The sequence below is a fragment of the Alsobacter sp. genome, from assembly GCF_059501845.1.
The window spans coordinates 77,655-100,748 of sequence record NZ_JCACDK010000021.1 but is presented as its reverse complement, the minus strand read 5'-3'; the positions used below and the strand labels follow the sequence as shown (position 1 = coordinate 100,748).

Sequence of the window (23,094 nt, the reverse complement as noted above, 5' to 3'; positions counted from 1 at the left end):
GATGCCCGAGAGCGCGCGCCCGTTCATCGCCGCCGGCGTGCAGATGCGCTCCGGGCGCGACCCCGCGTCCAATGTCGATCAGGCTGCCGCGCTCATCCGCGAGGCAGCGGCGGCCGGCGCAAGCTTCGTGCAGACGCCGGAGATGACCAACATCCTCGACCGCGATCGCGAACGCCTGTTCCGGGTGATCGCGCCGGAGCAGCGCGATCCGTCGCTCGCGTCCTTCCGGGAGCTGGCACGCGAGCTTGGGGTGACGCTCCACATCGGCTCGCTCGCCATTCTCCGTGCCGACGGCAAGGCCGCCAACCGGGCGTTCGTCGTCAATCCCGAAGGCGAAATCGCCGCGACCTACGACAAAATCCATCTCTTCGACGTGGATCTGCCCAATGGCGAGACGTGGCGGGAATCGCGGACCTATACGGGCGGCGACATCGCGGTTCTGGTCGACGTGCCCGGCGCCCGGCTGGGCGTCACCATCTGCTACGACGTCCGGTTCCCGCAGCTCTACAGGGCTCTGGCGGAAGGTGGAGCCAACGTCCTTTCGGCTCCGGCCTGCTTCACCCGGCAGACCGGCGAGGCGCACTGGCAGGTGCTCCAGCGCGCGCGGGCCATCGAGAACGGCGCCTTCATGATCTCCGCCGCGCAGGGCGGCGTGCATGAGGACGGCCGCGAGACCTATGGCCACTCGATCATCGTGGATCCCTGGGGCCGGGTTCTGGCCGAGGCCGGCGAAGAGCCCGGGCTCGTGATGGCGACCATCGATCCGGCCGAGTCCGTTGCCGCGCGAGGTCGCGTGCCCTCGCTGCGGCACGGGAAGCCCTTTACGGTCAGCCTCGCGGGCCGCGCCTCGGAGGCGGCTGAATGATCCGCTACGACCTGCGTTGCGAGGCCGGGCACACATTCGACTCCTGGTTCCGCAACAGCGCCTCCTATGACGAGCAGGCAAGCCTCGGCCTTGTCGGCTGCCCGGTCTGCGGCTCGGTGAAGGTCGAGAAGCAGATCATGGCACCCGCCGTGGCCCGGACCGACCGCGACATCGTCGCCCGGCCCGACCCGCAGCCGGAGCAGGAGCAGGCGGCCTCGCCGCCAGCCCCCGTGCCCGCAGGACCCGTGGCGCTGATTTCCGAGCGCGAGCGGGCCTTCCGCGAGATGATCCGCGAGTTCCGCCGCATGGTGACGGAGAAGGCCGAGAACGTCGGCCCGCGCTTCGCCGAGGAAGCGCGCGCCATGCACGAGGGCATCAGCGAGTTCCGCGCCATCTATGGGGAGGCCACGGCGGACGAGGCCCGGGCCCTGCACGAGGAAGGCATCGACGCCTTCCCGCTCCCGGCGCTTCCCGACGAGCGGAACTGAGCCGGTCCAGTATCACTGCGTCTGAAGAACTTCGTCCTTGCGAGCGAAGCGAAGCAATCCAGGTCAGTTCGACTTGTCTGGCACCGTTCTGGATTGCTTCGTCGCTTCGCTCCTCGCAACGACGGGCGGGGCGGCTTGCAGGTCAGAGAAAGTCCCGCCGCCTGGCTTCCACCAGCGCCACAATGACGTCGTGAGCGGCGCGAACGCGGGCGAGACCGCGCACGTCGTCGTGGACGACGATCCAGTAGGAGCGCCTGACCGAGAGCTCCGGCAGGATCGGGACGAGGTCGGGATAGAGCCGGGCGGCATAGTCGTGCAGCACGCCGACGCCCGCTCCAGCCCGCACCGCCTCGATCTGCCCGAGGATGCCGGCGCATTCGAAGCGCAGGCGCGGCTCGATGCGCATCTCGCCGAGGTAGTCGAGCGCGTCGGTGAAGAGCAGGTCGCGCACATAGGTGACGATACGGCACTCGGCGAGCCGGGCCGGGCTCTCGATCGGCCCGTGCCGCTCCAGCCAGCCGCGCGAGGCGTAGAGGCTGAGCCGGTAGTCGGTGAGCTTTCGGACGGTGAGCCTTCCTTCCACCGGCGGCTCGATGGTGATGGCGATGTCCGCCTCCCGCTTGGCGAGGGAGAAGGCGCGGGGCAGGGGAACGAGTTGCACCGTCAGGGCGGGGTGCTGCTCCACGAACTCGGCGAGGTTGCGCGCCAGCACGAACGTGCCGAAGCCGTCGGGCGCGCCGATGCGCACCTCGCCGCCCACCGCCACGTCGAGGCCGGACAGCGCCGCCTGGGCCTGCAGCATCTCGGATTCCATGCGCTCGGCCGTGGCGAGGAACGCCTCGCCGGCCGACGTCGGCACGACCCCGGTCGTGCGCCGATCCAGAAGTTTCACGCCCAGGGCCGCCTCCAGCGCATTGACGCGGCGGCTCACCGTCGCATGATCGAGCCCGAGCTGCCGCGCGGCGCCGAGCAGTTGGCCTGCGCGCGCAACGGCGAGGAAGACGCGGGCGAGGTCCCAGTCCGGAGCGCCTGACATTGGTCCATGAATTCCCGCACAGCGGTTGAGCATTCTACGCTGTTGCTATGCGGAAAGTCATGATCCATCACACCGCACCAGAAGACAGCAGTGGAGGACGCGATGGCCGGGCCAAGGGAACTCACGCATTTCATCGGCGGCAAGCATGTCGCCGGCACGTCGGGCCGCTTCACCGACGCCTACTGGCCCATGACCGGCGAGATCGCCTCGCGTGTGCCGCTCGCGTCGAAGGAAGAGGTCCGCGCCGCGGTCGAGAACGCCATGGCCGCGCAGCCGGCCTGGGCGGCGACCAATCCCCAGCGCCGCGCCCGCGTGATGATGAAGTTCCTCGAGCTCGTGAACCGCGAGTATGACAGCCTGGCCGAGATCCTCGCCCGCGAGCACGGCAAGACCATCGCCGACGCCAAGGGCGACATCCAGCGCGGGCTCGAGGTCGTCGAGTTCTGCATCGGCGCGCCGCACCTCCTGAAGGGCGAGTTCACCGACGGCGCCGGTCCCGGCATCGACGTCTACTCGATGCGCCAGCCGCTCGGCGTCGTCGCCGGCATCACGCCGTTCAACTTCCCCGCCATGATCCCGCTGTGGAAATGCGCCCCGGCGCTCGCCTGCGGCAACGCCTTCATCCTCAAGCCGTCCGAGCGTGACCCCGGCGTGCCGCTGCGCATCGCCGAGCTCTTCCTCGAGGCGGGCCTGCCGCCCGGCGTCCTCAACGTCGTCAACGGCGACAAGGAGGCGGTCGACGCCATCCTCGATGATCCCGACATCAAGGCGGTGGGCTTCGTCGGCTCTACCCCGATCGCCGAGTACGTCTACACGCGGGGCTGTGCGGCGGGTAAGCGCGTGCAGTGCTTCGGCGGCGCCAAGAACCACATGATCATCATGCCGGACGCCGACATGGACCAGGCCGTCGACGCGCTCATCGGCGCCGGCTACGGCTCGGCCGGCGAGCGCTGCATGGCCATCTCCGTCGCGGTACCCGTCGGCAAGACGACCGCCGACAGGCTGGTGGAAAAGCTGATGCCGCGCGTGGAGAACCTGAAGGTCGGCCCTTCGACGGACTCCTCCGCCGATTTCGGCCCGATGGTGACCAAGGCGCATCTCGACAAGGTGAAGGCCTATGTCGACCTCGGCGTGACGGAAGGCGCGACGCTGAAGGTCGACGGCCGCGGCTTCAGCATGCAGGGCTATGAGAACGGCTTCTACATGGGCGGCTGCCTGTTCGACAACGTGACGCCCGACATGCGCATCTACAAGGAGGAGATCTTCGGACCGGTCCTCTCCGTGGTGCGGACCGAGCGCTACGACGAGGCCATCCGGCTCGCCAACGAGCACGAATACGGCAACGGCGTCGCTATCTTCACCCGCGACGGCGATGCGGCCCGCGACTTCGCCTCGCGCGTCCAGGTCGGAATGGTCGGCGTCAATGTGCCGATCCCGGTTCCGATCGCCTACTACACGTTCGGCGGCTGGAAGCGCTCGGGCTTCGGTGACCTCAACCAGCACGGCCCCGACGCCTTCCGGTTCTACACCAAGACCAAGACCGTCACGGCCCGCTGGCCCTCCGGCATCAAGGATGGCGCCGAGTTCGTCATCCCCACGATGCGCTGAACCGATCGTCATCCCCGGCGGCCCGACGGGCCGGGAAGGGGATCCAGGGCTGGCCGCGTGCGGCCCCTGGATCTCTTTCCCCTCCGGCCCGTCGTGCCTCCGGCCGGGGATGACAAGGCTCTTCCGGACCGCGCGTCTTCAGACGCGCCGTTCGCGCGACGAAGCATCGATGCGGGTCTGAAGACCCGCGGTCCAATGCTCGCGCCCTCTCGTTTTGTCCTCACCCCCGCGCTATCGTCATGGCTGCCTCGCCCGGCCAGCCGGAGCGCCGCTTTCCCGCAGCTGACCCCTTTCGTGGCAAAAGAGCCACACTATCTAGGGAGAGCGGGACGCCTCGGCAGGGGACCGCGAGACGGAGCGCAGGGCCGTGCCTTTCGGGGGCGGCCGATCGGCGCGGCCGAAGGAGGACCATATGGATTTCGAGAAATACACCGACCGCGCCAAGGGGTTCGTGCAGGCGGCGCAGACCATCGCGATGCGCGACGGCCATCCGCAGCTCACTTCCGAGCACCTGCTCAAGGCGCTGCTCGACGACAATGAGGGGCTGTGCGCGGGGCTGATCCAGCGCGCCGGCGGCGATCCCCGCGCGGCGCTGCGCGGCGTCGACGCGGCACTCGCCAAGCTGCCCAAGGTATCCGGCGCGGCCGCCAACCCGCAGCCGACGCGCGACCTCGTGCGCCTGTTCGACAGCGCCCAGAAGATCGCCCAGAAGGCCGGCGACAGCTATGTCACGGTCGAGCGCCTGCTGCTGGCCATCGCCACCGAGAAGGACAGCGAGGGCGGGCGTATTCTGGCGCAGGCCGGCGTGACGCCGCAGGCGCTGAACACTGCCATCAACGAGCTGCGCAAGGGCCGCACCGCCGACAACGCCTCGGCGGAGAACTCCTATGAGGCGCTGAAGAAGTATGCCCGCGACCTCACCCAGGCGGCGCGCGAGGGCAAGCTTGACCCGGTCATCGGCCGCGACGAGGAAATCCGCCGCACCATCCAGGTCCTGTCGCGGCGGACCAAGAACAACCCGGTCCTGATCGGCGAGCCCGGCGTCGGCAAGACCGCCATCGCAGAAGGGCTTGCGCTGCGCATCGTCAATGGCGACGTGCCGGAGAGCCTCAAGGACAAGCAGCTGCTCGCCCTCGACATGGGCTCGCTCATCGCCGGCGCGAAGTATCGCGGCGAGTTCGAGGAGCGGCTGAAGTCCGTCCTGAACGAGGTGACCTCGGCCGAGGGCGGCATCATCCTGTTCATCGACGAGATGCACACGCTGGTCGGTGCCGGCAAGGCGGACGGGGCGATGGACGCCTCCAACCTGCTGAAGCCCGCGCTCGCCCGCGGCGAGCTGCACTGCGTCGGCGCCACCACGCTCAACGAGTACCGCAAGCACGTCGAGAAGGACGCCGCGCTGGCCCGCCGCTTCCAGCCCGTCTTCGTCAGCGAGCCCACCGTGGAGGACACGGTGTCGATCCTGCGCGGGCTCAAGGAGAAGTACGAGTTGCACCACGGCGTGCGCATCACCGACGGCGCCATCGTGGCGGCGGCGACGCTGTCCAACCGCTACATCACCGACCGCTTCCTGCCGGACAAGGCCATCGACCTCGTCGACGAGGCTGCGTCGCGGCTGCGCATGCAGGTGGACTCCAAGCCGGAGGAGCTCGACGAGCTCGACCGGCGAATCGTCCAGCTTCGCATCGAGCAGGAGGCGCTGAAGAAGGAGAGCGACACGGCGTCCAGGGACCGCCTGGCCCGCCTGATGGGCGAACTCGCGCAGATCGAGGAGAAGTCGGACGCGCTCACCGCCCGCTGGAAGGCGGAGAAGGAAAAGCTCGGCAGCGCCCAGAAGATCAAGGAGCAGCTCGAGCAGGCCCGCACCGACCTCGCCAATGCCCAGCGCAAGGGCGAGTACCAGCGCGCAGGGGAACTCGCCTACGGCGTCATCCCCGATCTCGAGAAGCGGCTGAAGGACGTCGAGGGCAGCGAGAACACCGCGCTCGTCGCCGAGGCCGTCACGGCCAACGACGTGGCGCAGGTCGTCTCGCGCTGGACCGGCGTGCCGGTCGACAAGATGCTCGAGGGCGAGAAGGAGAAGCTCCTGCGCATGGAGGAGCAGCTTGCGAAGCGCGTCGTCGGCCAGGCCGAGGCGGTGGCGGCGGTGTCGACCGCGGTCAGGCGCGCTCGGGCCGGGCTGCAGGATCCGAACCGGCCGATCGGCTCGTTCATGTTCCTCGGGCCCACGGGCGTCGGCAAGACCGAGCTCACCAAGGCGCTGGCGTCCTTCATGTTCGACGACGAGACCGCGATGGTGCGTATCGACATGTCGGAATACATGGAGAAGCACTCCGTCGCCCGGCTGATCGGCGCGCCTCCCGGCTATGTCGGCTACGAAGAGGGCGGGGCGCTCACCGAGGCGGTGCGGCGGCGGCCCTACCAGGTCGTGCTGTTCGACGAGATCGAGAAGGCGCATCCGGACGTGTTCAACGTCCTGCTGCAGGTTCTCGACGACGGGCGGCTCACCGACGGGCAGGGGCGGACGGTCGACTTCCGCAACACGCTGATCATCATGACCTCGAACCTCGGGTCGGAATTCCTCGTCAACCAGCGCGAGGGCGAGGACACGGACGCGGTGCGCGAGGAAGTGATGGCGGTGGTGCGGTCGCACTTCCGGCCGGAGTTCCTGAACCGCGTGGACGAGATCATCCTCTTCCACCGGCTGCAGAAGAACCAGATGGGGTCGATCGTCGACATCCAGCTGTCCCGCCTGCAGAAGCTGCTGGACGAGCGCAAGCTCGTGCTGGAGCTGGATCCGAGCGCCCGCGACTGGCTGGCGCAGAAGGGCTACGACCCCGCCTACGGGGCAAGGCCGCTGAAGCGCGTCATCCAGAAGAGCGTTCAGGACCCGCTGGCCGAGCTGATCCTCTCCGGCCAGATCCGCGACGGCGACACCGTCCCCGTCAGCGCCGGCGAGGAAGGCCTGCGCATCGGCAACGTCGTGGTGGCGCCCGAAGCGGCGCCCAAGGGCGTCCGGTTGAATTGAACGAGCGCGGCGCCCTCTCCTTCGGGGGAGGGCGCCCGGCCTGGCCGGAGCCCCTTTGACGCGCATGTGACCCCATGCGGGGCCCGAAGATGTGTGCTGCGCCTCCCTCGGCGCCTCTTGTCGCGCTCGGACGGCTTCACAACGGCGTCACGACCCCTATAGACTATTCCTGCGGGCGGATTCGTGCCGCTCGTCCCGTGCGGGCGGATGCGCTCGTGGGTTCCAGACGTCCGGACGGGAGTGTCGTGGTCAGGAGGCGGTCTCGGTGACGATCCACGTCCACCAGCCCGTGGTCCCGGACGCCTGTCCGGCCCTGGTGCTCAATGCGGACTACAGACCCCTGAGCTATTATCCCCTGTCGCTGTGGAGCTGGCAGGATGCGATCAAGGCGGTCTTTCTCGATCGGGTGAACATCGTCTCGCACTACGACACGATGGTGCGCAGCCCCAGTTTCGAGATGCGGCTGCCCTCGGTGGTCTGCCTCAAATCTTACGTGAAGCCGGCGCGGCATCCCGCCTTCACGCGCTTCAACGTGTTCCTGCGCGATCGCTTCACCTGCCAGTATTGCGGGTCGCGGGAGGACCTCACCTTCGACCATGTGATTCCCCGGTCGAAGGGCGGGCAGACGACGTGGGAGAACGTCGTGGCCGCGTGTTCCCCCTGCAATCTGCGCAAGGGTGACAGGCTGCCGCGCGATGTCGAGATGTGGCCGGCGCAGAAGCCGTTCGCCCCCACGGTGCACGACCTGCATCACAATGGGCGGCTCTTCCCGCCGAACTACCTGCACGATTCCTGGCTCGACTACCTCTACTGGGATACCGAGCTGGAGCCCTGAGGCTCAGCGGACGAAGCCGCCCGGCGAGCCGCCGCCTCCGCGCATGAAGCCGCCGCCCTGCCAGGGACGTCCGAGGCGACGGGGCACGGTCTGGCCCGTCACGTCACCCATGCCGCCATTGTCCAGACCGTCGCCGTTCTGGCCATTGCCGTTCTGGGTGGGGTCGATCATGACCTCGACATTGATGTTGGGACGCGGGCCGCGGCCCGGCAGGTCGGCGCAGCCGTCCCAGCCCTGAGCCACCAGCGGCCTGCCGGGTGGAGGCGCCGGGCCGTCCACGACGCCCCAGGATCCTGGGTCCGGGCAATCCTGCCGCCCGGACCCGGCCTGCTGGCCGGTCGGCGTGGGTGGCTGGTCGATGAAGACGTCCTGCGGCTGGCGCGGCGCGTAGGTTCCGTCGGCCGAGGCGGAGCCGCCACCCGCGCAGAGAGCCAGCAGGAGCACCAGGATGAAGGGCATCCGCAGGTCGGTGGTTCGCAGGTCGGGGTCGCGTGTCATGGCCGGTAGCCTCCACCGCCAGCATCGGCGCGCGGGGTAAACACGGCGCCAAGGCGGATGAACAAAGAGTCATGAACGCTCAAGGCGCCGGTAAGCGTGGCTTCCCACCTCTCGACGAGGAGAAGGAGGGAAACCATGCTGTTCGACATTGCCCTTGCCGCCATCGTCGCGACCATCTTCGTTCGCCTGTTCGGCTGGTCCGACGACCGGGATCTCGGCCGTCCCGCCGGTGCCTGACGAACTCAGAACTCTTCCCACCCGCCCATGTCGGCGCCGCCCGCGGTCTTCGCGGCCTTCGGCGACGGGGGAGGGCTGGCCGGCTTCGGCTTGGCGAAGGCTTCCGCCGCCATGCGGCGCAGCCGCTCCGGCTCGGCGATGCCGACCGCCGGCATCGGCGTATCGGGCGTGACCGGCACGGGCGCGGCCTGGCGCGGCTTTGCAGGGCGCTTGACGGGCTTGGCGGGTGAGGCCGGCGCCCGCGAAGGGGCGGCCGCGCGGGGCTGTTCGATCGTCACTGCCGTGCGGGCGGGCTGGTAGCCCACCGCGACCTTGCGGTCGGTGCGGAACTGGCCGACGAGGCCGTTGAGGCGGTCGATCTGATCCGACAGCAGTCCCGCCGAGGCGGCGCTCTCCTCGGCCAGCCCGGCATTCTGCTGGGTCATGCCGTCCATGTGGGCGATGGCCTGGCTCATCTCGTCGATGCCGTTGGCCTGCTGGGTCGTCGCGGAGGAGATCTCCGTGACGGTCTCGGCCACCTTTCGGGACGCCTCGACGATGCGGCCCAGAGTCTCGCCGGCGAGGTGGACCAGCTTCACACCGTCCCCGACCTGCTGGTTGGAGGTGGAGATGAGGGCGCCGATGTCCTTCGCCGCCTCGGAGGACCGCTGCGCGAGGGTGCGGACCTCGGCCGCCACGACGGCGAAGCCTTTGCCTGCGTCGCCGGCACGGGCGGCCTCCACGGCCGCATTGAGGGCAAGCAGGTTGGTCTGGAAGGCGATTTCGTCGATCACCGAGGTGATGTCCGAGATCTTCTGGCTGGCCTGTTCGATCCGCGACATCGCGTCGACCGCCGAGCCCACCGTCTGGCCGCCGTCCTCGGCCACCTTGCTGGCTTCCTCGGCGAAGTGGACCGCCTGGCGAGAGGCCTGCGCCGCCGACTTCACGGAGGCGGCGAGCTCTTCCGTCGTCGCGGCCGTTTCCTCCAGAGCTGACGCCTGCTGCTCGGTTCTCCGCGCCAGGTCCTGCGAGCCCGTGTTGATCTCCCGGGCGGCGCCGGACACGTCGAAGGCCGTCGCCTGCAGCGTCGTCACCGCCTCGGCCAGATGCTCGATGGTCGCGTTCAAAGCCGTCTTCAGCTCGAGGAACCGGCCCTGGTAAGCGGTCTTCACGGTCCGCGTCAGGTCGCCTTCGGCCACGCTGCTCAGGATGTCGGCGAACTCGGTGGTCGCGCTGTCCACGGCCTCGTTGATGGTGTTGATCCCGTCGACGAGCTCGCGAAGCTCCGGCTCCTTCGTGTCGGACGCGACCCGTGCCGAGAAGTCGCCGGCGGCAGCCTTGCTCACCACGCCGGAGACGTCGCGGACGATAGCCGCCATCGCGTCGGCCCGCCGCACGCGCTCTGCGGCGGCACGCTTCTCCTCCTCCTCGAGCGCCTTCACGCGCAGCGCGTTTTCCTTGAACACCTGCACCGCGGCCGCGATCTCGCCGATCTCGTCGGCGCGGCCGGCGTGTGGCACCTCGGTTGCGAGCTCGCCGGCGGCGAGGCGCGTCATCGCCCGGGTGGTCTCCGCCATCGGCCGGGAGAGCCGGTTGACGATGATCAAAGCCGCGCCGGCGATGACAAGGAGGTTGAGGAGCCCGAAACCGAGCACGATCATCACGGCGCGCCGCTCCGTCGCCTGTGCGGCGGCGGCGCTCGCATCGGCGTCGGTGGCGGCCTTTTCCGCAATGGCGCCCAGCGCGGTCTCGATGCCTCCTGCCGTCTGGCCGAGGGCCTTGCGGAGGTCGGAGGCCTGCCCGGTCTGGCCGGCCTTCACCGCTGCCATGTGCTTCTCGGCGGTGTCGACGAGGTCGGGCCAGAACGCCTTGAAGGTCTTGAGCGAGTCTGCGTCCTCCTCGGCCTCGGCGAAGGGCTCGTATTCGGCCGTCAGCTGATCGACGTGGGTCTCGGTTTCCTCGAGAACCTTCTCGAGCGCGATGCGCTGCTTCAGCGTCTCGGCGTCGGCATGCTCGTTGGTGATGCTCCGCACCTTGTTGGCGCCGGCGATCATCCCGTTCACCAGTTGGACGGACCGGAGATTCTCGTGGGTGAGCATCTCGAGCCGCGACTGGACGGACTGCAGGCCGAGATAGGAGCCAGCCACCGCGGCCAGCATGCCGGCAGCGATCACGGCGTAGAGGGCGAGCAGCGTGTTTCGGAGGCTGAGCTTGAGCATGAACTTCTCGTGCGAGCGCGTCAGAAGGGGGGCGCGGGAGGGGGGGCGGCCGCGCATATCGCTGATTGCTAGCGCCAATCGCTTAAGTCGCAGTGAAGCCGGGGTTCCCCGGGTTAAATTAGCTTGGCCGGGTCGCCGGGAGGCTGAATAGCGAGTGAACAAGGGAGCCACGTTGCATTCAGCCGCAGCCCTCTAGGGTGCTGGTCATGGCGGGGTGACCCGCCGGAGTACCGGAATCAGATCCATGACCCTCGATCACTCCCCCGTCTTCCGCCTTCTCCGCCCTGTCCTCGTAGCGGCCGCCCTGCTTGCCCCCGTCGCGGCTGCACACGCCTCTCCGGCGGCATCCCCCGCCGCCCTGGAGCATCCCGTCACTGTCCAGCTGGCCGACTGGGACGGCTGGGGCTGGGGCCCGCCCCCTCCGCCGCCGCCCTACCGCTGGGGCCGGCCGCGGGGCGAGGACTGGGGCTGGCGCCATCGCTGGCGCGAAGAGCAGGCCTGGCGCTGGCGGGAGGAGGAAATCCGCCGCGAGCAGGAGCGCCGCCGCGCCATGTACCGCCACCGCGGCTGGGACGATGGCGGCTGGTACTGACACGCCGAGCCCACCTTTCCACCAATCACCGACCCTCGAGAGGATCGCATCATGAACACTCCTCGCAAGATCGCCGCCGCCCTTGCTGCCGCACTCACCCTTGGTACGTTCGCTATCGGCGCAGCCGGAGAGGCGCAGGCCCGGGACGGCCGCAACGCTGCCCTGTTCGGAGGCCTCGCCGCCGGCGCCCTCCTGGGTGGGGCGCTGGTCGGCGCCAATCGCGGCTACGCTGCGCCGGCCTACGACTACCCTTCGTACCCCGCCTACCCCGCCTATGGCGGCGTCCCGGCCCGCTACAATTACGGTGCGGCGCCCTACGACAGCTACGAGGCGCCGGTCGTCGTGCAGCAGTGCTGGCGAGAGCGCCAGCCGGTCTACGACAATTGGGGCGAGGTCGTCGGCTTTCGCCGCGTGCGGGTCTGCAACTGAGCGGGCCACGGAAACGTCGCATTATTGACCGACGGCTTGGGCCGCTGCCCGCGAGGGCGGCGGCAAAGCCGTGGAGGACGCCATGCTTGCAGTCGCCCGTCTGATCCGCTCGCGTTTTCTGCCGGCGACGGCTGCCCTGGCGCTGGGGCTCGGCGCCGCCGCCGCGCAGGACGCCAATGGCCGCTACTCCATGTCGACGACGGCCGACGGCTATCTGAAGCTCGACAGCCGCACGGGTGCCGTCACCCATTGCGAGCGCGAGGGTGCTGCATTCCGGTGTACGCTCGTGCCTGACGAGCGCAACGCGCTGCAGGACGAAATCGACCGTCTCTCACGCGAGAACGCCGATCTCAGGAACCGGCTCGCCGCAGCCGGCGGAACCGCTCCGCCTCCCGCGGCGGCCGTCCCGCCCCCGTCTGCCGCGCCCAGCGACCAGGACATCGACCGCGCGCTGACGCTGATGGAGCGCTTCCTGCGCCGCTTCAAGGACATCATGCGGGAGCCGGAAGACGGCAAGCCGCTCTGACGCGGTGAGGTCCGCCCCCCGAAGGGGACTTCAGCATCTCCGATTGCCTGCGGCCCGGCACGGCCAGCACCATGCCGGGTTGCCCGTGTCTATCCGCGGGGAGGAACGTTCTCGGCCCGCCGCCACAGCGCGTCGATGCTCCACGGGCCAGGCCCCGCAAAGACGAAATACAGGAAGACGAAGCAGTAGAGAATGGCGGCATCGCCGCCGTTCAGGGTGGGAAACACGTTCTTCGGGGCGTGAAACATCCAGTATGCCACTGCCATTTCACCTGCCACGACGAAGGCCGCTGCGCGGGTAAACAAGCCCACCAGCAGCAGCAGGCCGCCCGCGAGCTCGAGAAACCCGCCGATCCACATGAAGGACAGGAAGGCGGGCATGTTTTCCGACGGCGGAAATCCCAGCAGCTTCTGCGCGCCGTGCAGGAGGAAGATGAGGGCGGTGACGATGCGCAGTACGGAGAGCATGCGCGGTGCGTTGGCGGCGAGTGTCGAAGGCATGGATATGTCCCGGAGTGGCGGAGGCCACGTCTATACGGTGACGCTCAGGCCCGTCCCCGGGTTCCCGGCGGCTGCGCTGGGCGCACCGGCGGCCACTCGGGAGGGCGACCGCCGGCGCGTGGGATCGCCGATCCGCAGAGGAAGACGGGAGGACGACCGGATCGAGTATGGCACCTGCGCTGCGCACCGCCAGCCAAGTGTTAACGGATGGTTAACTTACTGAATCGAAACCCGCGCGACGAGTGTATCCATTTAACTTGATCATGGCAGTATACCTCCATGGAGGATTTATGCGTCGTATCCTGGGGCGTTTCGTCAAGGCCAACGGCGGCGCCACCGCCGTGGAGTACGCGCTCTTCGCGGCCATCATCGCCGGCGTGGTGATCGGCGCGACCGGGTCGATCCGCTACGCGATGCAGGCGACGTTCTCCAACGTCTCGGCTGGCGTCGACACCGCCAACGCACCCTGACCGTCCTGCCTGACCCGGAGTGAAACGCTTCACAGCGCTCGCCCAGCGACGTGGGCCAAACTTCGGGTCACGTTTCCAGAGCAGGAGGGAGACATGGCTCCCGTTGATCTCGACCGTCCGGCCGTGCTGTCCCTCAGGCCAGCCTTGGGTCAGGGGCGGATCGTCACCGTGTTTGCCGGAACGTATGGCCGCGCGCTGATGGTCCTCGCCGCACTGCCTTTTCCGCTGCGCGACCGTGCGTCCATCGAGGTGCTCGGTGAGGCCGCTGCGACAGGCACGGACGGCTGGGCAGCAGCCTAGCCGGATCCGCTGCCGGGGATCGTTCGCCTCTCGAGCGAGGCGGATGCTGGTCCAAGGCGACTCACGCCAGGAAACTGACACCGACGCTCGACGCCAGGCGCCATACGACGGTGCACGCCAGCGGCTCCCGGCCCATAGCCTCGAGCGTGAATTGGTCGGGGATGCCGAGGACGCTCTCTACCAGCAGCCTGGCACCCGACTGGGAGAGATCGCGGATCGTGCAGTCAATGACGGAGGCACCGCCGTTGAAGACAATCTTGCCGGACTTCAGTGTTCTGCGGCGGATCTCGCCGCGATTCTCGGACATCGGGGTACTGCGCCTGGAGCCGTGAAGGCGTGGACGCCTTTAACCCGCCCGCTGCACGGTGGTTCATGCGGCGGACGGGCCGTCTTGCGGACAGCGTGACCGGAAACTCTACCAGCTCCCGCCTGCGGCTCGCCGCGCTGCAGGCACCGGGGCGGAGGCTCGCGACGGAGCCTGGCGTCCCTGCACCCGGCTGGACGACGGCCCTGCCGCGCTGATGACGAAGCTGTCGACGAGGCGGGCCAGCACCTGGATCTGCTCGCCGAGCGCGGATGCGGAGGCGGAGCTCTCCTCGGAAAGGGCCGCGTTCTGCTGCGTCATCTCGTCGAGATGGGAGATGGCATGGCTCATCTCGTCGATGCCGCTCGCCTGCTCGGTGCTGGCCGATGCGATCTCGCTGACCGCCGAGGCGACGCGCTGCGAGGCTCCGACGATCCGCTGCAGCGTGTCGCCGGCCTGCCTGACCAGGCCGACGCCGTCGCGCACCTCGCTGCCGGAGGTGGCGATGAGGGTGCCGATCTCCTTGGCCGCCTCGCTCGAGCGCTGGGCGAGGGTGCGGACTTCGGCCGCAACCACGGCGAAGCCCTTGCCCGCATCGCCCGCCCTGGCCGCCTCGACGGCGGCATTGAGGGCAAGGAGGTTCGTCTGGAAGGCGATCTCCTCGATGACGCTGGTGATGTTCTCGATCTTTCCGGAGGCCTGCTCGATGCGGGCCATCGCCTCGACGGCGCGGCCGACGATGGCTCCGCCTTCATGCGCGACCTCGCGGGCCGACTCGGCATCTCCGACCGCCTGGCGAGAGGATTGAGCGCTGGCCTTCACCGAAGCGGAGAGCTGCTCGATGGTGGCTGCTGACTGTTCCAGCGCGGAGGCCTGCTGTTCCGTGCGGGAGGCCAGGTCGCGGCTTCCGGAGGCAATCTCCGACGCGGCCGCCTGTGACTCGCCGGCCGCCCCGCGCACCGTCTCGAGGACACTGGAGATCTCCTCGAGCAAGGCGTTCACGCCGTTGGCGAGGAGGCGCACGTCCTCCACCTCCGTATCCACCGAGGCGCGGCGCGTCAGGTCCTTGGCTTGCGCCGCTTCGACCACCGCAGCGATGGACCGCACGACGTCGCGGATCTGGCTCGCCTTCACCTGCTCGGTGATGTCGGTGGCGAACTTCACCACCTTCACCGGCTTTCCGTCGGCATCGAGGATGGGGTTGTAGCTTGCCTGCAGCCAGATCTCGCGGCCGCCCTTACCAATCCTGCGGTAGCGGCCGGCATCGAATTCGCCGCGGCGCAGCTGCTCCCAGAACTGCCGGTAGGCCGGCGTGTCGCGCTCGGCCGGATCCACGAACATCGAGTGATGCTGACCGCGGACTTCGGTGAGCTCGTAGCCCACCGCCTTCAGGAAGTTGGGGTTGGCATCGAGGATCCGACCGTCGAGGCCGAATTCGATGACGGCCTGTGCCTTGTCGATCGCCGCGATCTTGCCGGTGAAATCCGCCAGCTGGGACTTCTGCGCGGTGATGTCGGCTGCGACCTTCACCACCTTGACGGTCTTGCCGGCCTTGTCGAGGACGGGATTGTAGCTCGCCTGAAGCCAGATGCCCTTGCCGTCCTTGGTGATGCGGCGGTACTGGCCCCGGTCGAACTCTCCGCGCTTCAGCCGGGCCCAGAACTGCAAGTATTCCTGGGTGCCGGCATAGTGCGGCTCGACCAGCATCGAATGGTGCTTCCTGCGGATCTCGGCCAGCGTGTAGCCCATTGTGTCGAGGAACGACTGGTTGGCCGTGAGGATCGTACCGTCAGGGGAGAATTCGATGATGGCCTGCGATTTCCCGATCGCGTCGAGGGTCGCCCCAGCACCGTTGGAACCGGAGGAGAAAAACGACAGCATTTGCACATCCATGATGGGATGAAGCTGGATCAGCCACGTCGTTACTAGAGTCGAGAATGCTTAAGTTGTCGTATCTGCATTTTCTTGATCGCAGAAAATTATCATCCAGTAAAATAGTGTGAACTCGTTGATGAACTGCTCTATCTCCTTCCCCAGTTGGAGAGCATGCAGTAGATAACATGCAGGTGCCGGGCTGCGTTGTACGGCTCGCTGATACTGAATTGACGGGTGGCGCGACATCACACGACAGCGCAGCGCGTTGTCTTGCGCGGGCGGAAGTGCGGGAAGACCTCCCCCGGATTGGCACACCGGCGGCCCACCCTTCTTTTCCGATTATCGCGAAAGGGCCCGCAGGCCAGCCAGCGGTTCCGGCCCGATCAGCCAGGCGTGACCGGCCAAGAGAAACCAAGTGTAGAGGGCGAGCGAGATCGCCGCTGCTGTTGCGAGAGGCTTCCAGCTGCCGCACCGGGTCCGCCCTGCGAGCAACGCCGCGAATGGGAGGGTAGAGCTGCTTTTGGCCAGCGCGTACCAGCGCTCCTCGCCCAGCCGCTTGCGTGCCTTCCTGTCGACCAGGACGAAGCCGGCCGCCGAGAGGATCGCCATGGCGCCGAACAGCAGCACGGGGACGAGCCGGCCATTGGCAGGAACGTGCGATGCGGCCCAGATCAGGAATCCCCACAGGACCGGATGCCGCGTCACGCAGGCGATGGCGGGGAGTTCCTCGCCGCCACGAAGGCTGACGGACAGCGGATTGGCCTCCATCAGTCCGGCCACCAGCAGGAAGCCGGCAACCGGCATGGCGAGGATGGGAACCAGCCACTGCCATGCCGTAGGCGCCCACAGCGTGGTGCCGTCTGCTGCAAGTGCGGCCTGGACCACCCACGCGAGCAGTCCCAGGGAGACCAGCGAGTAGAGGGCGAGGTACGAGCGGCGCCCCAGCGCCGCCACGAGCCGTGCCCTGACGGCCGGTGCGGCGGGCAACAGATGGGCAACGAGGAAAGCCGCCAGCGCAGTTACGAAAGTGGTCATGCCGGAGATTGTGCCGCTTGCGCGCGCCGGCGTCTTTGCTCCCGGGCAAGAGCCCACAACGCCTGGAGTTGTCGGGGCGCAAAGACGGGGCGCCGATGCTGCCCAGGGTGGTTTTCCGGCGAAGAAGGCCCTGCAATGTCCGCAATCACGGCCGGCCTGCTGGTCGACGACGTCATGCATCGATGGCCGGCCACCATGCGCGTGTTCATTGACTGCAGCCATCCGGAGTTGCCGCGCGGGAAAGCTGTCCACGCTCAACGCAGTACGACGCGGACCGGTATCACGCGCCATCCGTGCCCCTACGGACCGTCCGGCAGTTTGTCGCCGGACAAAGAGGGCGGCCTGCACCGGGCCTAGCCTCGTGCGACCAATCCGGAGGCGCTGCAATGTCTCCCATCCCCGCCTGCATGAACTACGACGGTCCGCCGCTGCTCTCCTGCGGGTTCCGACCCTTTCTTCTGCTCGGCTTGCCCTTCGGTGCCGCCGCCATCCTGGCCTGACCGCCGGCGTGGTCCGGCGAGATCACGATCCCGACCGCCTTTGCTTCATGCGTCCGGGGGGCGTGGGCCCGGCGGGCCCGGCCGCTTCGTAACGAAACGCACATCGCCGGGCCTCGGACGGGATCAGGGTCGCAGCCATGAACACCGGCGCATTCGGGAGCAGCCAGCGCGGCGACGCGACGGCATGCGCGAGGCCGCCGGCACTCTCTCTCGCTCCCGGATCATCGCCATGACCATCCCCCTTGCTCCGCCTGCATCGCATTATGGCGCAGGCCATCCCACCCTCGTCTCCGTGCTCGCGCTCAGTGGCTGGATCTGCGACGGCCCGGCGCCGGCGGGACGATGTGGTGCCCCGCTGATCGCGGGACGCGCGGCGCAGATGCTGTCGGCGCCCTTCGTCGTGCTGGGGGAGGGCGGTCCGGGGCCGCGAACCGGATGGCGCGAGAGCCTCGACCGCGCCACGCCGTTCCTGCACAGCGCGACGTTGGAGGTGGAGCGCATCTTGAAACAGGGCCGCCGGCCCGCCGTCTTCGCCAATCGCTGCGGCGCCAGCCTGTCGACGATCGCCGCCGCCATGCGCTGCCGGCCGGATGCCGTCGTGGTGTGGTGCGACGCGCATGGTGACTTCAACACCCCGCTGAGTTCTCCTTCGGGATCGCTGGGGGGCATGGTCCTGGCGGCGCTGTGCGGGCTGTGGGAGTCGGGCCTGGGCGCCTGCCTGCCCCCGGACCGCCTCGTCATCGTCGGCGCCCGGGACCTCGGCGATCCCGAGCGCCAGGCCATCGAACGCTGCGGCGTCCGGATGGTGGCGGGGCGCGGTGGCTTCGTCGACGTGGAGGCTGTCGTCTCGGCCGTGGCAGGCCGGCCCGTCTGGCTCCATGTCGACACGGACGTGGTCGATCCCGTGCACGCCGGCTCCCGCTACCGGGTGCCGGGCGGGCTGCACCCCTCGGCGCTTCGCCAGCTCGCCGAGGCCATCGTCGCCGGCAGCGAGCTGGTGGGACTGGAACTCACCGAGTTTGACGGGACTTGCGAGCCCGACGAGCAGGACGAGGCGATCGCGGACCTGCTATCGGCGATCGAGCCGGCGCTCGCCGCTCTCGCCCGCCACTGAGCGCCTGCCGCCCGGTCAGGCGCGCGGGGCGCGCCGGCGGGTCCGGCGCGTGGCCGAAACCATGTAGTTCACGGCGGTGTCGGACGACATGCGCCATTCCGAGGCGAGCGGGTTGAAGACTACCCCCGCCTCCTCCCGCACACTAAAGCCGCCGGCGGCAAGCGCTTCCTCCAGCTCGCGCGGGGTCACGAACTTCTCCCAGCGATGGGTGCCCCGGGGCAGCCAGCCCAGCACGTATTCGGCACCCACGATGGCGAGCGCGAAGGAGCGCATGGTCCGGTTGATCGTGGCCATGAACAGGAGGCCGCCCGGCTTCACGGCGGCGCAGCACGCCTCGACGAACAGGCCGACGTCCGAAACGTGCTCGACGACCTCCATGGCCGTCACCACGTCGAAGCGCTCTCCCGCCGCCACCAGTTCCTCGACCGTAGCCTGGCGGTAGTCGATCGCAAGGCGGGACCGTGCCGCGTGCCGGCCCGCGACCTCGACGTTCCCGGGCGCGGGATCGATGCCGGTGACGCTGCCGCCGAGGCGCGCCAGCGGCTCGCACAGCAGCCCGCCGCCGCACCCTACGTCGAGCATGGCGAGGCCCTCGAAGGGCTTCGGCGCGGCGAGCGACCGGTCGAAATGGGCGAGCATCTCGTCACGGATGAAGGTCAGGCGGACGGGATTGAAGCGGTGGAGTGTCCGCATTGGCCCGTCCGGATCCCACCAGGTGCGCGCCATCCTGTCGAACCGGGCGACCTCGCCCGCATCCACCGTGCTCGCGCCCGCCATGGCGATCCCTTTCCGTGCCGCGGCCCGGGCATTTCGCCCGCCGCTCCTTCACCCCTGCGCCGGTTGACAGTGCCGAGCGCCGCCGTCATGAGTGTGCGCCTTTTTCAACCGGCCGCCGCTGCGATGCAAGGCAGCGCGAGGCGGCAATTCGTCATGACCCCACCGGGGCGCGCCGGACGCGCGTACCGGCTTGGAGAAGCCGATCCGCATGGCCCGTCTGGTGATGAAGTTCGGCGGCACGTCGGTCGCCACAGTCGAGCGCATCCGCAACGTCGCGCGTCATGTCGAGCGCGAGGTGAAGGCCGGCTACAACGTCGCCGTCGTCGTCTCCGCCATGTCGGGCAAGACCAATGAGCTCGTCGCGTGGTGCAGGGATAGCGCCGAGCTCTACGACCCTGCCGAGTACGACACGGTCGTCGCTTCGGGCGAGCAGGTGACCTCGGGGCTGCTCGCCATCGTGCTGAAGTCGATGGGGATCCCGGCCCGGTCCTGGCAGGGCTGGCAGATCCCGATCCTCACCTCCGACGCGCACGGCTCAGCGCGTATCTCCGGCATCGAGCCCGCCCGGCTGATGGCCGCATTCGATCGCGGCGAGGTGGCCGTGATCTCGGGCTTCCAGGGCGTCAACGGCGACAGCGGACGGATCACCACTCTGGGGCGCGGCGGGTCCGATACGAGCGCCGTCGCCGTGGCGGCCGCCATCGGGGCCGAGCGCTGCGACATCTACACCGACGTGGACGGCGTCTACACCACCGATCCCCGCATCGTGTCCAAGGCTCGCCGGCTCGACAAGGTGGCGCACGAGGAAATGCTTGAAATGGCCTCGCTCGGGGCCAAGGTGCTCCAGGTGCGCTCGGTCGAGCTCGCCATGGTTCACAATGTCAGGACCTACGTCCGGTCGTCCTTCGACGATCCGGCCGCCCCGCAGGCGGGTACGCTCATCTGTGACGAGGAGGAGATCGTGGAACAGCAGATCGTCACCGGCCTCGCCTATTCCAAGGACGAGGCCCAGATCACGCTCCGCCGGGTGGCCGACAAGCCTGGCGTCGCCGCCGCGATCTTCATGCCGCTGGCCGACGCCAACATCAACGTCGACATGATCATCCAGGTCGTGTCCGACGACACGACGACCACCGACATCACGTTTACGGTGCCGACGGCCGATTTCGACCGTGCCCGCGCCATCCTCGAGACGTCGCGTGACGGCATCGGCTTCGCTTCGCTGCACGGGACGACCGACGTGGTGAAGGTCTCCGCCATCGGGATCGGCATGCGCAGTCATGCCGGCGTCGCCGCCAAGGCCTTTGGTGCCTTGGCTGGAAAGGGCATCAACATTCGCGCGATCACGACATCGGAGATCAAGTTCTCCGTGCTGATCGACTCCGCCTACACCGAACTCGCGGTGCGTACGCTGCATTCTCTCTACGGGCTCGACAAGGCCTGACGGAGAGCTCGGTGCGGCTCCCGCCGCTCCGGTGCGGGACGGTGTGGTCTTTGCATTGGGTCGGTCACGTGGGGTAAACCGGAGTGGAGGGCCGCCCGCGCGCGGATTGGCCCACGATTCGTAGCGCCCCGGAACCAGGGCGACGAGGAAACGGGGACTTTTTTCGATGCGAGGCGCCCTGGGCGGACCGCGCCTTCTGTTGCGCCGCCTCCGCGAGGTCATGGCGGAGCCGGTCAGCGCACAGGCGCGCCTCGACAAGATCGTCGTCCTCATTGCCAACAACATGGTCGCCGAGGTCTGCTCGTTCTACGTCCTGCGGGCGGACAGCACCCTCGAGCTCTATGCCACCGAAGGCCTGAAGCGCGAGGCGGTCCACCTCACCACCATGCGTGCGGGCGAGGGCCTCGTCGGGCTCATCGCCCAGAAGGCACAACCGCTCAACCTGCCCAACGCGCAATCGCACCCCGCCTTCTCCTACAAGCCGGAGACGGGCGAGGAGATCTACCAGTCCTTCCTCGGCGTGCCCGTCCTGCGCGCTGGCAACACGCTCGGCGTGCTCGTCGTCCAGAACCGCGCCCACCGCCTCTATTCCGAGGAGGAGGTGGAGGCGATGCAGACGACGGCGATGGTGCTCGCCGAGATCATCGCTTCCGGCGAACTCCAGACCCTCGTCCGCCCCGGCGCGGACATCGCGCTGCGCCGCCCGGTGAGCCTCGCCGGGCAGCCGCTCTCCGACGGGGTCGGGCTCGGCTATGTCGTGCTGCACGAGCCCCGCGTGGAGGTGTCCAACCTCATCGCGGATGATCCGCAGAAGGAGTTCGACCGGCTCGACTCCGCGGTCGCCGACCTGCGCTCCTCCATCGACAGGCTGATCGAGCGCGGCGACGTCGCCCATGGCGGCGAGCACCGGGAGGTGCTGGAGACGTTCCGCATGTTCGCCCACGACCAGGGCTGGATGCGGCGCCTGCGCGAGGCGGTCAGCTCGGGCCTGACCGCCGAGGCGGCGGTGGAGCGCGTGCAGTCCGACACCAGGGCCCGCATGCTGCGGCAGACCGACCCGTACCTGCGCGAGCGGCTGCATGACCTCGACGAGCTCGCCAACCGGCTCCTGCACCGGTTGACCGGCCAGGATCTCGTGCCGACGCACGCGCCGCTGCCGGACAACGCCATCCTGGTGGCCCGCTCCATGGGTGCGGCGGCGCTGCTCGACTATGACCGCTCCCGCCTGCGTGGCCTTGTGCTGGAGGAGGGCGGTCCGACAAGCCACATCGCCATCGTCGCCCGGGCGCTCGGCATCCCTTCGGCGGGCAATGTCGAGAATGTGACCAGCCTCGCCGAACACGGTGACGCCATCATCGTGGACGGCGGCGTCGGGCAGGTGCACCTGCGCCCGCAGCCCGACGTCGAGAGCGCCTTCCGCGAGAAGGCACGCCTGCGCGCCCGCAGGCAGGAGCAGTACCGCAAGCTGCGCGATCTGCCGGCCGTCACCATCGACGGCCAGACGGTGAGCCTGTGCCTGAACGCCGGCCTGATCGTCGACCTGCCGCATCTGGAGGAGACCGGCGCGGAAGGCATCGGCCTCTTCCGCACCGAGCTTCAGTTCATGATCGCCGAGCGGCTGCCGTCGGCGACGGAGCAGCTGGAGCTCTACCGGCACGTCCTCGAATCCGCGGGTGGGCGGCCGGTGACTTTCCGCACGCTCGACATCGGCGGCGACAAGGTGCTGCCCTACATGCGGACCGTCGAGGAGGAGAACCCTGCGCTGGGCTGGCGCGCCATCCGCATCGGACTCGACCGGCCGGGCCTCCTGCGCGCGCAGCTGCGCGCCATGATGAAGGGCGCCGCCGGCCGCGAGCTCAAGGTCATGTTCCCCATGATCGCGACGGTCGACGAGTTCATGCGCGCCCGCGCCATCGTCGAGCGCGAGCAGGCCCATCTCGCCCGCCACGGCTACGAGCCGCCGACCGAACTCAGGCTCGGCGTGATGGTGGAGGTTCCTTCCCTCCTCTACGAGATCGACGAGATCGCCGCGGTGGCGGACTTCCTCTCCGTCGGCTCCAACGACCTGATGCAGTTCCTGTTCGCGGCCGACCGCGAGAACGCCCAGATGGCCGACCGCTTCGACCCGATGAGCCCGGCCTTCCTGCGCGCGCTGCGGATGGTGGCACAGGCCGGCGAGCGGGCCGGCATCCCGGTCACGGTCTGCGGTGAACTGGCCGGCCGGCCGGTCGAGGCCATGGCGCTGCTCGCTATCGGCTACCGGTCGCTCTCGATGTCGCCGGCCTCCATCGGGCCGGTGAAGGCGATGCTGCTGTCTCTCGACCTTGCCAGACTGCGCGAGCGCTTCATGCCCATCCTCGACGCGAAGGATGGCGCGGCGTCGCTGCGTCCCCATCTTGTGGCCTTCGCCGTGGAGCATGGCGTTCCCCTTTGAA

At 68.7% G+C, this 23,094-nt stretch carries 21 protein-coding genes; 13 read left to right on the top strand and 8 right to left on the bottom strand.

The genetic code is table 11. From position 1 onward, the window contains the following. Nucleotide 1: 1 nt before the first annotated feature. Entirely contained in the window at nucleotides 2-865 is an 864-nt protein-coding gene (locus tag AC5JCN_RS25980; protein ID WP_495758046.1) for a carbon-nitrogen hydrolase family protein, read from the top strand. Then, entirely contained in the window at nucleotides 862-1,353 is a 492-nt protein-coding gene (locus AC5JCN_RS25975) for a DUF1178 family protein (protein ID WP_495758045.1), read from the top strand. The genes AC5JCN_RS25980 and AC5JCN_RS25975 overlap by 4 nt, the downstream gene beginning before the upstream one ends. Nucleotides 1,354-1,495: 142 nt before the next feature. On the opposite strand, the gene AC5JCN_RS25970 is transcribed toward AC5JCN_RS25975, so the two are convergent. After that, nucleotides 1,496-2,422, bottom strand: coding sequence for a LysR family transcriptional regulator (locus tag AC5JCN_RS25970; protein WP_495758044.1), 927 nt, complete (start codon nucleotides 2,420-2,422; stop codon nucleotides 1,496-1,498). 69 nt (nucleotides 2,423-2,491) lie between these two features. Here AC5JCN_RS25970 and AC5JCN_RS25965 point away from each other — a divergent pair, with 69 nt between their 5' ends. The 3 genes from AC5JCN_RS25965 to AC5JCN_RS25955 all read left to right on the top strand — a co-directional run bounded on the left by AC5JCN_RS25965 (nucleotide 2,492) and on the right by AC5JCN_RS25955 (nucleotide 7,860). Continuing rightward, entirely contained in the window at nucleotides 2,492-3,997 is a 1,506-nt protein-coding gene (locus AC5JCN_RS25965) for a CoA-acylating methylmalonate-semialdehyde dehydrogenase (RefSeq protein WP_495758043.1), read from the top strand. Between the two features lie 412 nt (nucleotides 3,998-4,409). Further along, nucleotides 4,410-7,025: an ATP-dependent chaperone ClpB gene (clpB, locus tag AC5JCN_RS25960; RefSeq protein WP_495758042.1), complete on the top strand. Its 2,616-nt coding sequence runs from the start codon at nucleotides 4,410-4,412 to the stop codon at nucleotides 7,023-7,025. A 265-nt stretch (nucleotides 7,026-7,290) separates the two neighbouring features. Next, nucleotides 7,291-7,860, top strand: coding sequence for an HNH endonuclease (locus tag AC5JCN_RS25955; protein WP_495758041.1), 570 nt, complete (start codon nucleotides 7,291-7,293; stop codon nucleotides 7,858-7,860). 3 nt (nucleotides 7,861-7,863) lie between these two features. Here AC5JCN_RS25955 and AC5JCN_RS25950 read toward each other — a convergent pair whose 3' ends face one another. Then, on the bottom strand, nucleotides 7,864-8,358 hold the full coding sequence (locus AC5JCN_RS25950; RefSeq protein WP_495758040.1) for a hypothetical protein: 495 nt from the start codon (nucleotides 8,356-8,358) through the stop codon (nucleotides 7,864-7,866). A gap of 242 nt (nucleotides 8,359-8,600) precedes the next feature. Then, nucleotides 8,601-10,793, bottom strand: coding sequence for a HAMP domain-containing methyl-accepting chemotaxis protein (locus AC5JCN_RS25945; protein WP_495758039.1), 2,193 nt, complete (start codon nucleotides 10,791-10,793; stop codon nucleotides 8,601-8,603). A gap of 244 nt (nucleotides 10,794-11,037) precedes the next feature. On the opposite strand from AC5JCN_RS25945, the gene AC5JCN_RS25940 reads away from it, so the two are divergent. From AC5JCN_RS25940 to AC5JCN_RS25930, 3 genes are all read left to right on the top strand, one after another. Beyond that, nucleotides 11,038-11,385 carry a hypothetical protein gene (locus AC5JCN_RS25940; RefSeq protein ID WP_495758038.1) on the top strand — a complete coding sequence of 116 codons (348 nt, stop codon included), beginning with the start codon at nucleotides 11,038-11,040 and terminating at the stop codon, nucleotides 11,383-11,385. 51 nt (nucleotides 11,386-11,436) lie between these two features. After that, nucleotides 11,437-11,814 (top strand): hypothetical protein, encoded by a 378-nt coding sequence (locus tag AC5JCN_RS25935; RefSeq protein ID WP_495758037.1) that lies wholly within the window; start codon nucleotides 11,437-11,439, stop codon nucleotides 11,812-11,814. An 82-nt stretch (nucleotides 11,815-11,896) separates the two neighbouring features. Beyond that, nucleotides 11,897-12,340 (top strand): hypothetical protein, encoded by a 444-nt coding sequence (locus tag AC5JCN_RS25930; protein WP_495758036.1) that lies wholly within the window; start codon nucleotides 11,897-11,899, stop codon nucleotides 12,338-12,340. 89 nt (nucleotides 12,341-12,429) lie between these two features. Here the strand turns inward: AC5JCN_RS25930 and AC5JCN_RS25925 are convergent, their stop codons facing one another. Continuing rightward, nucleotides 12,430-12,840, bottom strand: coding sequence for a DoxX family protein (locus AC5JCN_RS25925; protein ID WP_495758035.1), 411 nt, complete (start codon nucleotides 12,838-12,840; stop codon nucleotides 12,430-12,432). Nucleotides 12,841-13,130: 290 nt separating this feature from the next. Here AC5JCN_RS25925 and AC5JCN_RS25920 point away from each other — a divergent pair, with 290 nt between their 5' ends. Together AC5JCN_RS25920 and AC5JCN_RS25915 are read left to right on the top strand one after the other, a co-directional pair. Next, nucleotides 13,131-13,310, top strand: a complete 180-nt coding sequence (locus tag AC5JCN_RS25920) for a Flp family type IVb pilin (RefSeq protein ID WP_495758034.1) — start codon at nucleotides 13,131-13,133, stop codon at nucleotides 13,308-13,310. A gap of 93 nt (nucleotides 13,311-13,403) precedes the next feature. Further along, nucleotides 13,404-13,610, top strand: coding sequence for a hypothetical protein (locus tag AC5JCN_RS25915; RefSeq protein WP_495758033.1), 207 nt, complete (start codon nucleotides 13,404-13,406; stop codon nucleotides 13,608-13,610). A 61-nt stretch (nucleotides 13,611-13,671) separates the two neighbouring features. Here the strand turns inward: AC5JCN_RS25915 and AC5JCN_RS25910 are convergent, their stop codons facing one another. From AC5JCN_RS25910 to AC5JCN_RS25900, 3 genes are all read right to left on the bottom strand, one after another. Further along, nucleotides 13,672-13,917 (bottom strand): PilZ domain-containing protein, encoded by a 246-nt coding sequence (locus tag AC5JCN_RS25910; protein WP_495758032.1) that lies wholly within the window; start codon nucleotides 13,915-13,917, stop codon nucleotides 13,672-13,674. A gap of 108 nt (nucleotides 13,918-14,025) precedes the next feature. After that, complete coding sequence (locus tag AC5JCN_RS25905) at nucleotides 14,026-15,795, bottom strand: methyl-accepting chemotaxis protein (RefSeq protein ID WP_495758031.1); 1,770 nt, start codon at nucleotides 15,793-15,795, stop codon at nucleotides 14,026-14,028. 333 nt (nucleotides 15,796-16,128) lie between these two features. Beyond that, nucleotides 16,129-16,824, bottom strand: coding sequence for an NnrU family protein (locus AC5JCN_RS25900; protein ID WP_495758030.1), 696 nt, complete (start codon nucleotides 16,822-16,824; stop codon nucleotides 16,129-16,131). A gap of 729 nt (nucleotides 16,825-17,553) precedes the next feature. Here AC5JCN_RS25900 and AC5JCN_RS25895 point away from each other — a divergent pair. Continuing rightward, nucleotides 17,554-18,438, top strand: coding sequence for an arginase family protein (locus AC5JCN_RS25895; RefSeq protein ID WP_495758029.1), 885 nt, complete (start codon nucleotides 17,554-17,556; stop codon nucleotides 18,436-18,438). A 15-nt stretch (nucleotides 18,439-18,453) separates the two neighbouring features. Here AC5JCN_RS25895 and ubiG read toward each other — a convergent pair whose 3' ends face one another. Beyond that, a complete protein-coding gene (ubiG, locus tag AC5JCN_RS25890; RefSeq protein ID WP_495758028.1) occupies nucleotides 18,454-19,215 on the bottom strand; it encodes a bifunctional 2-polyprenyl-6-hydroxyphenol methylase/3-demethylubiquinol 3-O-methyltransferase UbiG in 762 nt (253 codons plus the stop codon). A 208-nt stretch (nucleotides 19,216-19,423) separates the two neighbouring features. On the opposite strand from ubiG, the gene AC5JCN_RS25885 reads away from it, so the two are divergent. Together AC5JCN_RS25885 and ptsP are read left to right on the top strand one after the other, a co-directional pair. Continuing rightward, the gene (locus AC5JCN_RS25885; protein ID WP_495758027.1) at nucleotides 19,424-20,659 is read left to right on the top strand and encodes an aspartate kinase; all 1,236 of its coding nucleotides are present in this window, start codon (nucleotides 19,424-19,426) and stop codon (nucleotides 20,657-20,659) included. A 166-nt stretch (nucleotides 20,660-20,825) separates the two neighbouring features. Continuing rightward, the gene (ptsP, locus tag AC5JCN_RS25880) at nucleotides 20,826-23,093 is read left to right on the top strand and encodes a phosphoenolpyruvate--protein phosphotransferase (protein ID WP_495758026.1); all 2,268 of its coding nucleotides are present in this window, start codon (nucleotides 20,826-20,828) and stop codon (nucleotides 23,091-23,093) included. The last annotated feature ends 1 nt before the right edge of the window (nucleotide 23,094 follow it).

Bases quoted from the DNA above. Each gene is read 5' to 3' on its own strand.
- ubiG (WP_495758028.1), bottom strand. From the start codon at position 19,215: ATGGCGGGCGCGAGCACGGTGGATGCGGGCGAGGTCGCCCGGTTCGAC.
- AC5JCN_RS25910 (WP_495758032.1), bottom strand. From the start codon at position 13,917: ATGTCCGAGAATCGCGGCGAGATCCGCCGCAGAACACTGAAGTCCGGC.
- AC5JCN_RS25895 (WP_495758029.1), top strand. From the start codon at position 17,554: ATGACCATCCCCCTTGCTCCGCCTGCATCGCATTATGGCGCAGGCCAT.
- AC5JCN_RS25970 (WP_495758044.1), bottom strand. From the start codon at position 2,422: ATGCTCAACCGCTGTGCGGGAATTCATGGACCAATGTCAGGCGCTCCG.
- AC5JCN_RS25965 (WP_495758043.1), top strand. From the start codon at position 2,492: ATGGCCGGGCCAAGGGAACTCACGCATTTCATCGGCGGCAAGCATGTC.
- AC5JCN_RS25945 (WP_495758039.1), bottom strand. From the start codon at position 10,793: ATGCTCAAGCTCAGCCTCCGAAACACGCTGCTCGCCCTCTACGCCGTG.
- AC5JCN_RS25925 (WP_495758035.1), bottom strand. From the start codon at position 12,840: ATGCCTTCGACACTCGCCGCCAACGCACCGCGCATGCTCTCCGTACTG.
- AC5JCN_RS25930 (WP_495758036.1), top strand. From the start codon at position 11,897: ATGCTTGCAGTCGCCCGTCTGATCCGCTCGCGTTTTCTGCCGGCGACG.
- AC5JCN_RS25980 (WP_495758046.1), top strand. From the start codon at position 2: ATGCCCGAGAGCGCGCGCCCGTTCATCGCCGCCGGCGTGCAGATGCGC.
- clpB (WP_495758042.1), top strand. From the start codon at position 4,410: ATGGATTTCGAGAAATACACCGACCGCGCCAAGGGGTTCGTGCAGGCG.
- AC5JCN_RS25950 (WP_495758040.1), bottom strand. From the start codon at position 8,358: ATGACACGCGACCCCGACCTGCGAACCACCGACCTGCGGATGCCCTTC.
- ptsP (WP_495758026.1), top strand. From the start codon at position 20,826: ATGCGAGGCGCCCTGGGCGGACCGCGCCTTCTGTTGCGCCGCCTCCGC.
- AC5JCN_RS25915 (WP_495758033.1), top strand. From the start codon at position 13,404: ATGGCTCCCGTTGATCTCGACCGTCCGGCCGTGCTGTCCCTCAGGCCA.
- AC5JCN_RS25885 (WP_495758027.1), top strand. From the start codon at position 19,424: ATGGCCCGTCTGGTGATGAAGTTCGGCGGCACGTCGGTCGCCACAGTC.
- AC5JCN_RS25905 (WP_495758031.1), bottom strand. From the start codon at position 15,795: ATGCTGTCGTTTTTCTCCTCCGGTTCCAACGGTGCTGGGGCGACCCTC.
- AC5JCN_RS25940 (WP_495758038.1), top strand. From the start codon at position 11,038: ATGACCCTCGATCACTCCCCCGTCTTCCGCCTTCTCCGCCCTGTCCTC.
- AC5JCN_RS25920 (WP_495758034.1), top strand. From the start codon at position 13,131: ATGCGTCGTATCCTGGGGCGTTTCGTCAAGGCCAACGGCGGCGCCACC.
- AC5JCN_RS25975 (WP_495758045.1), top strand. From the start codon at position 862: ATGATCCGCTACGACCTGCGTTGCGAGGCCGGGCACACATTCGACTCC.
- AC5JCN_RS25900 (WP_495758030.1), bottom strand. From the start codon at position 16,824: ATGACCACTTTCGTAACTGCGCTGGCGGCTTTCCTCGTTGCCCATCTG.
- AC5JCN_RS25935 (WP_495758037.1), top strand. From the start codon at position 11,437: ATGAACACTCCTCGCAAGATCGCCGCCGCCCTTGCTGCCGCACTCACC.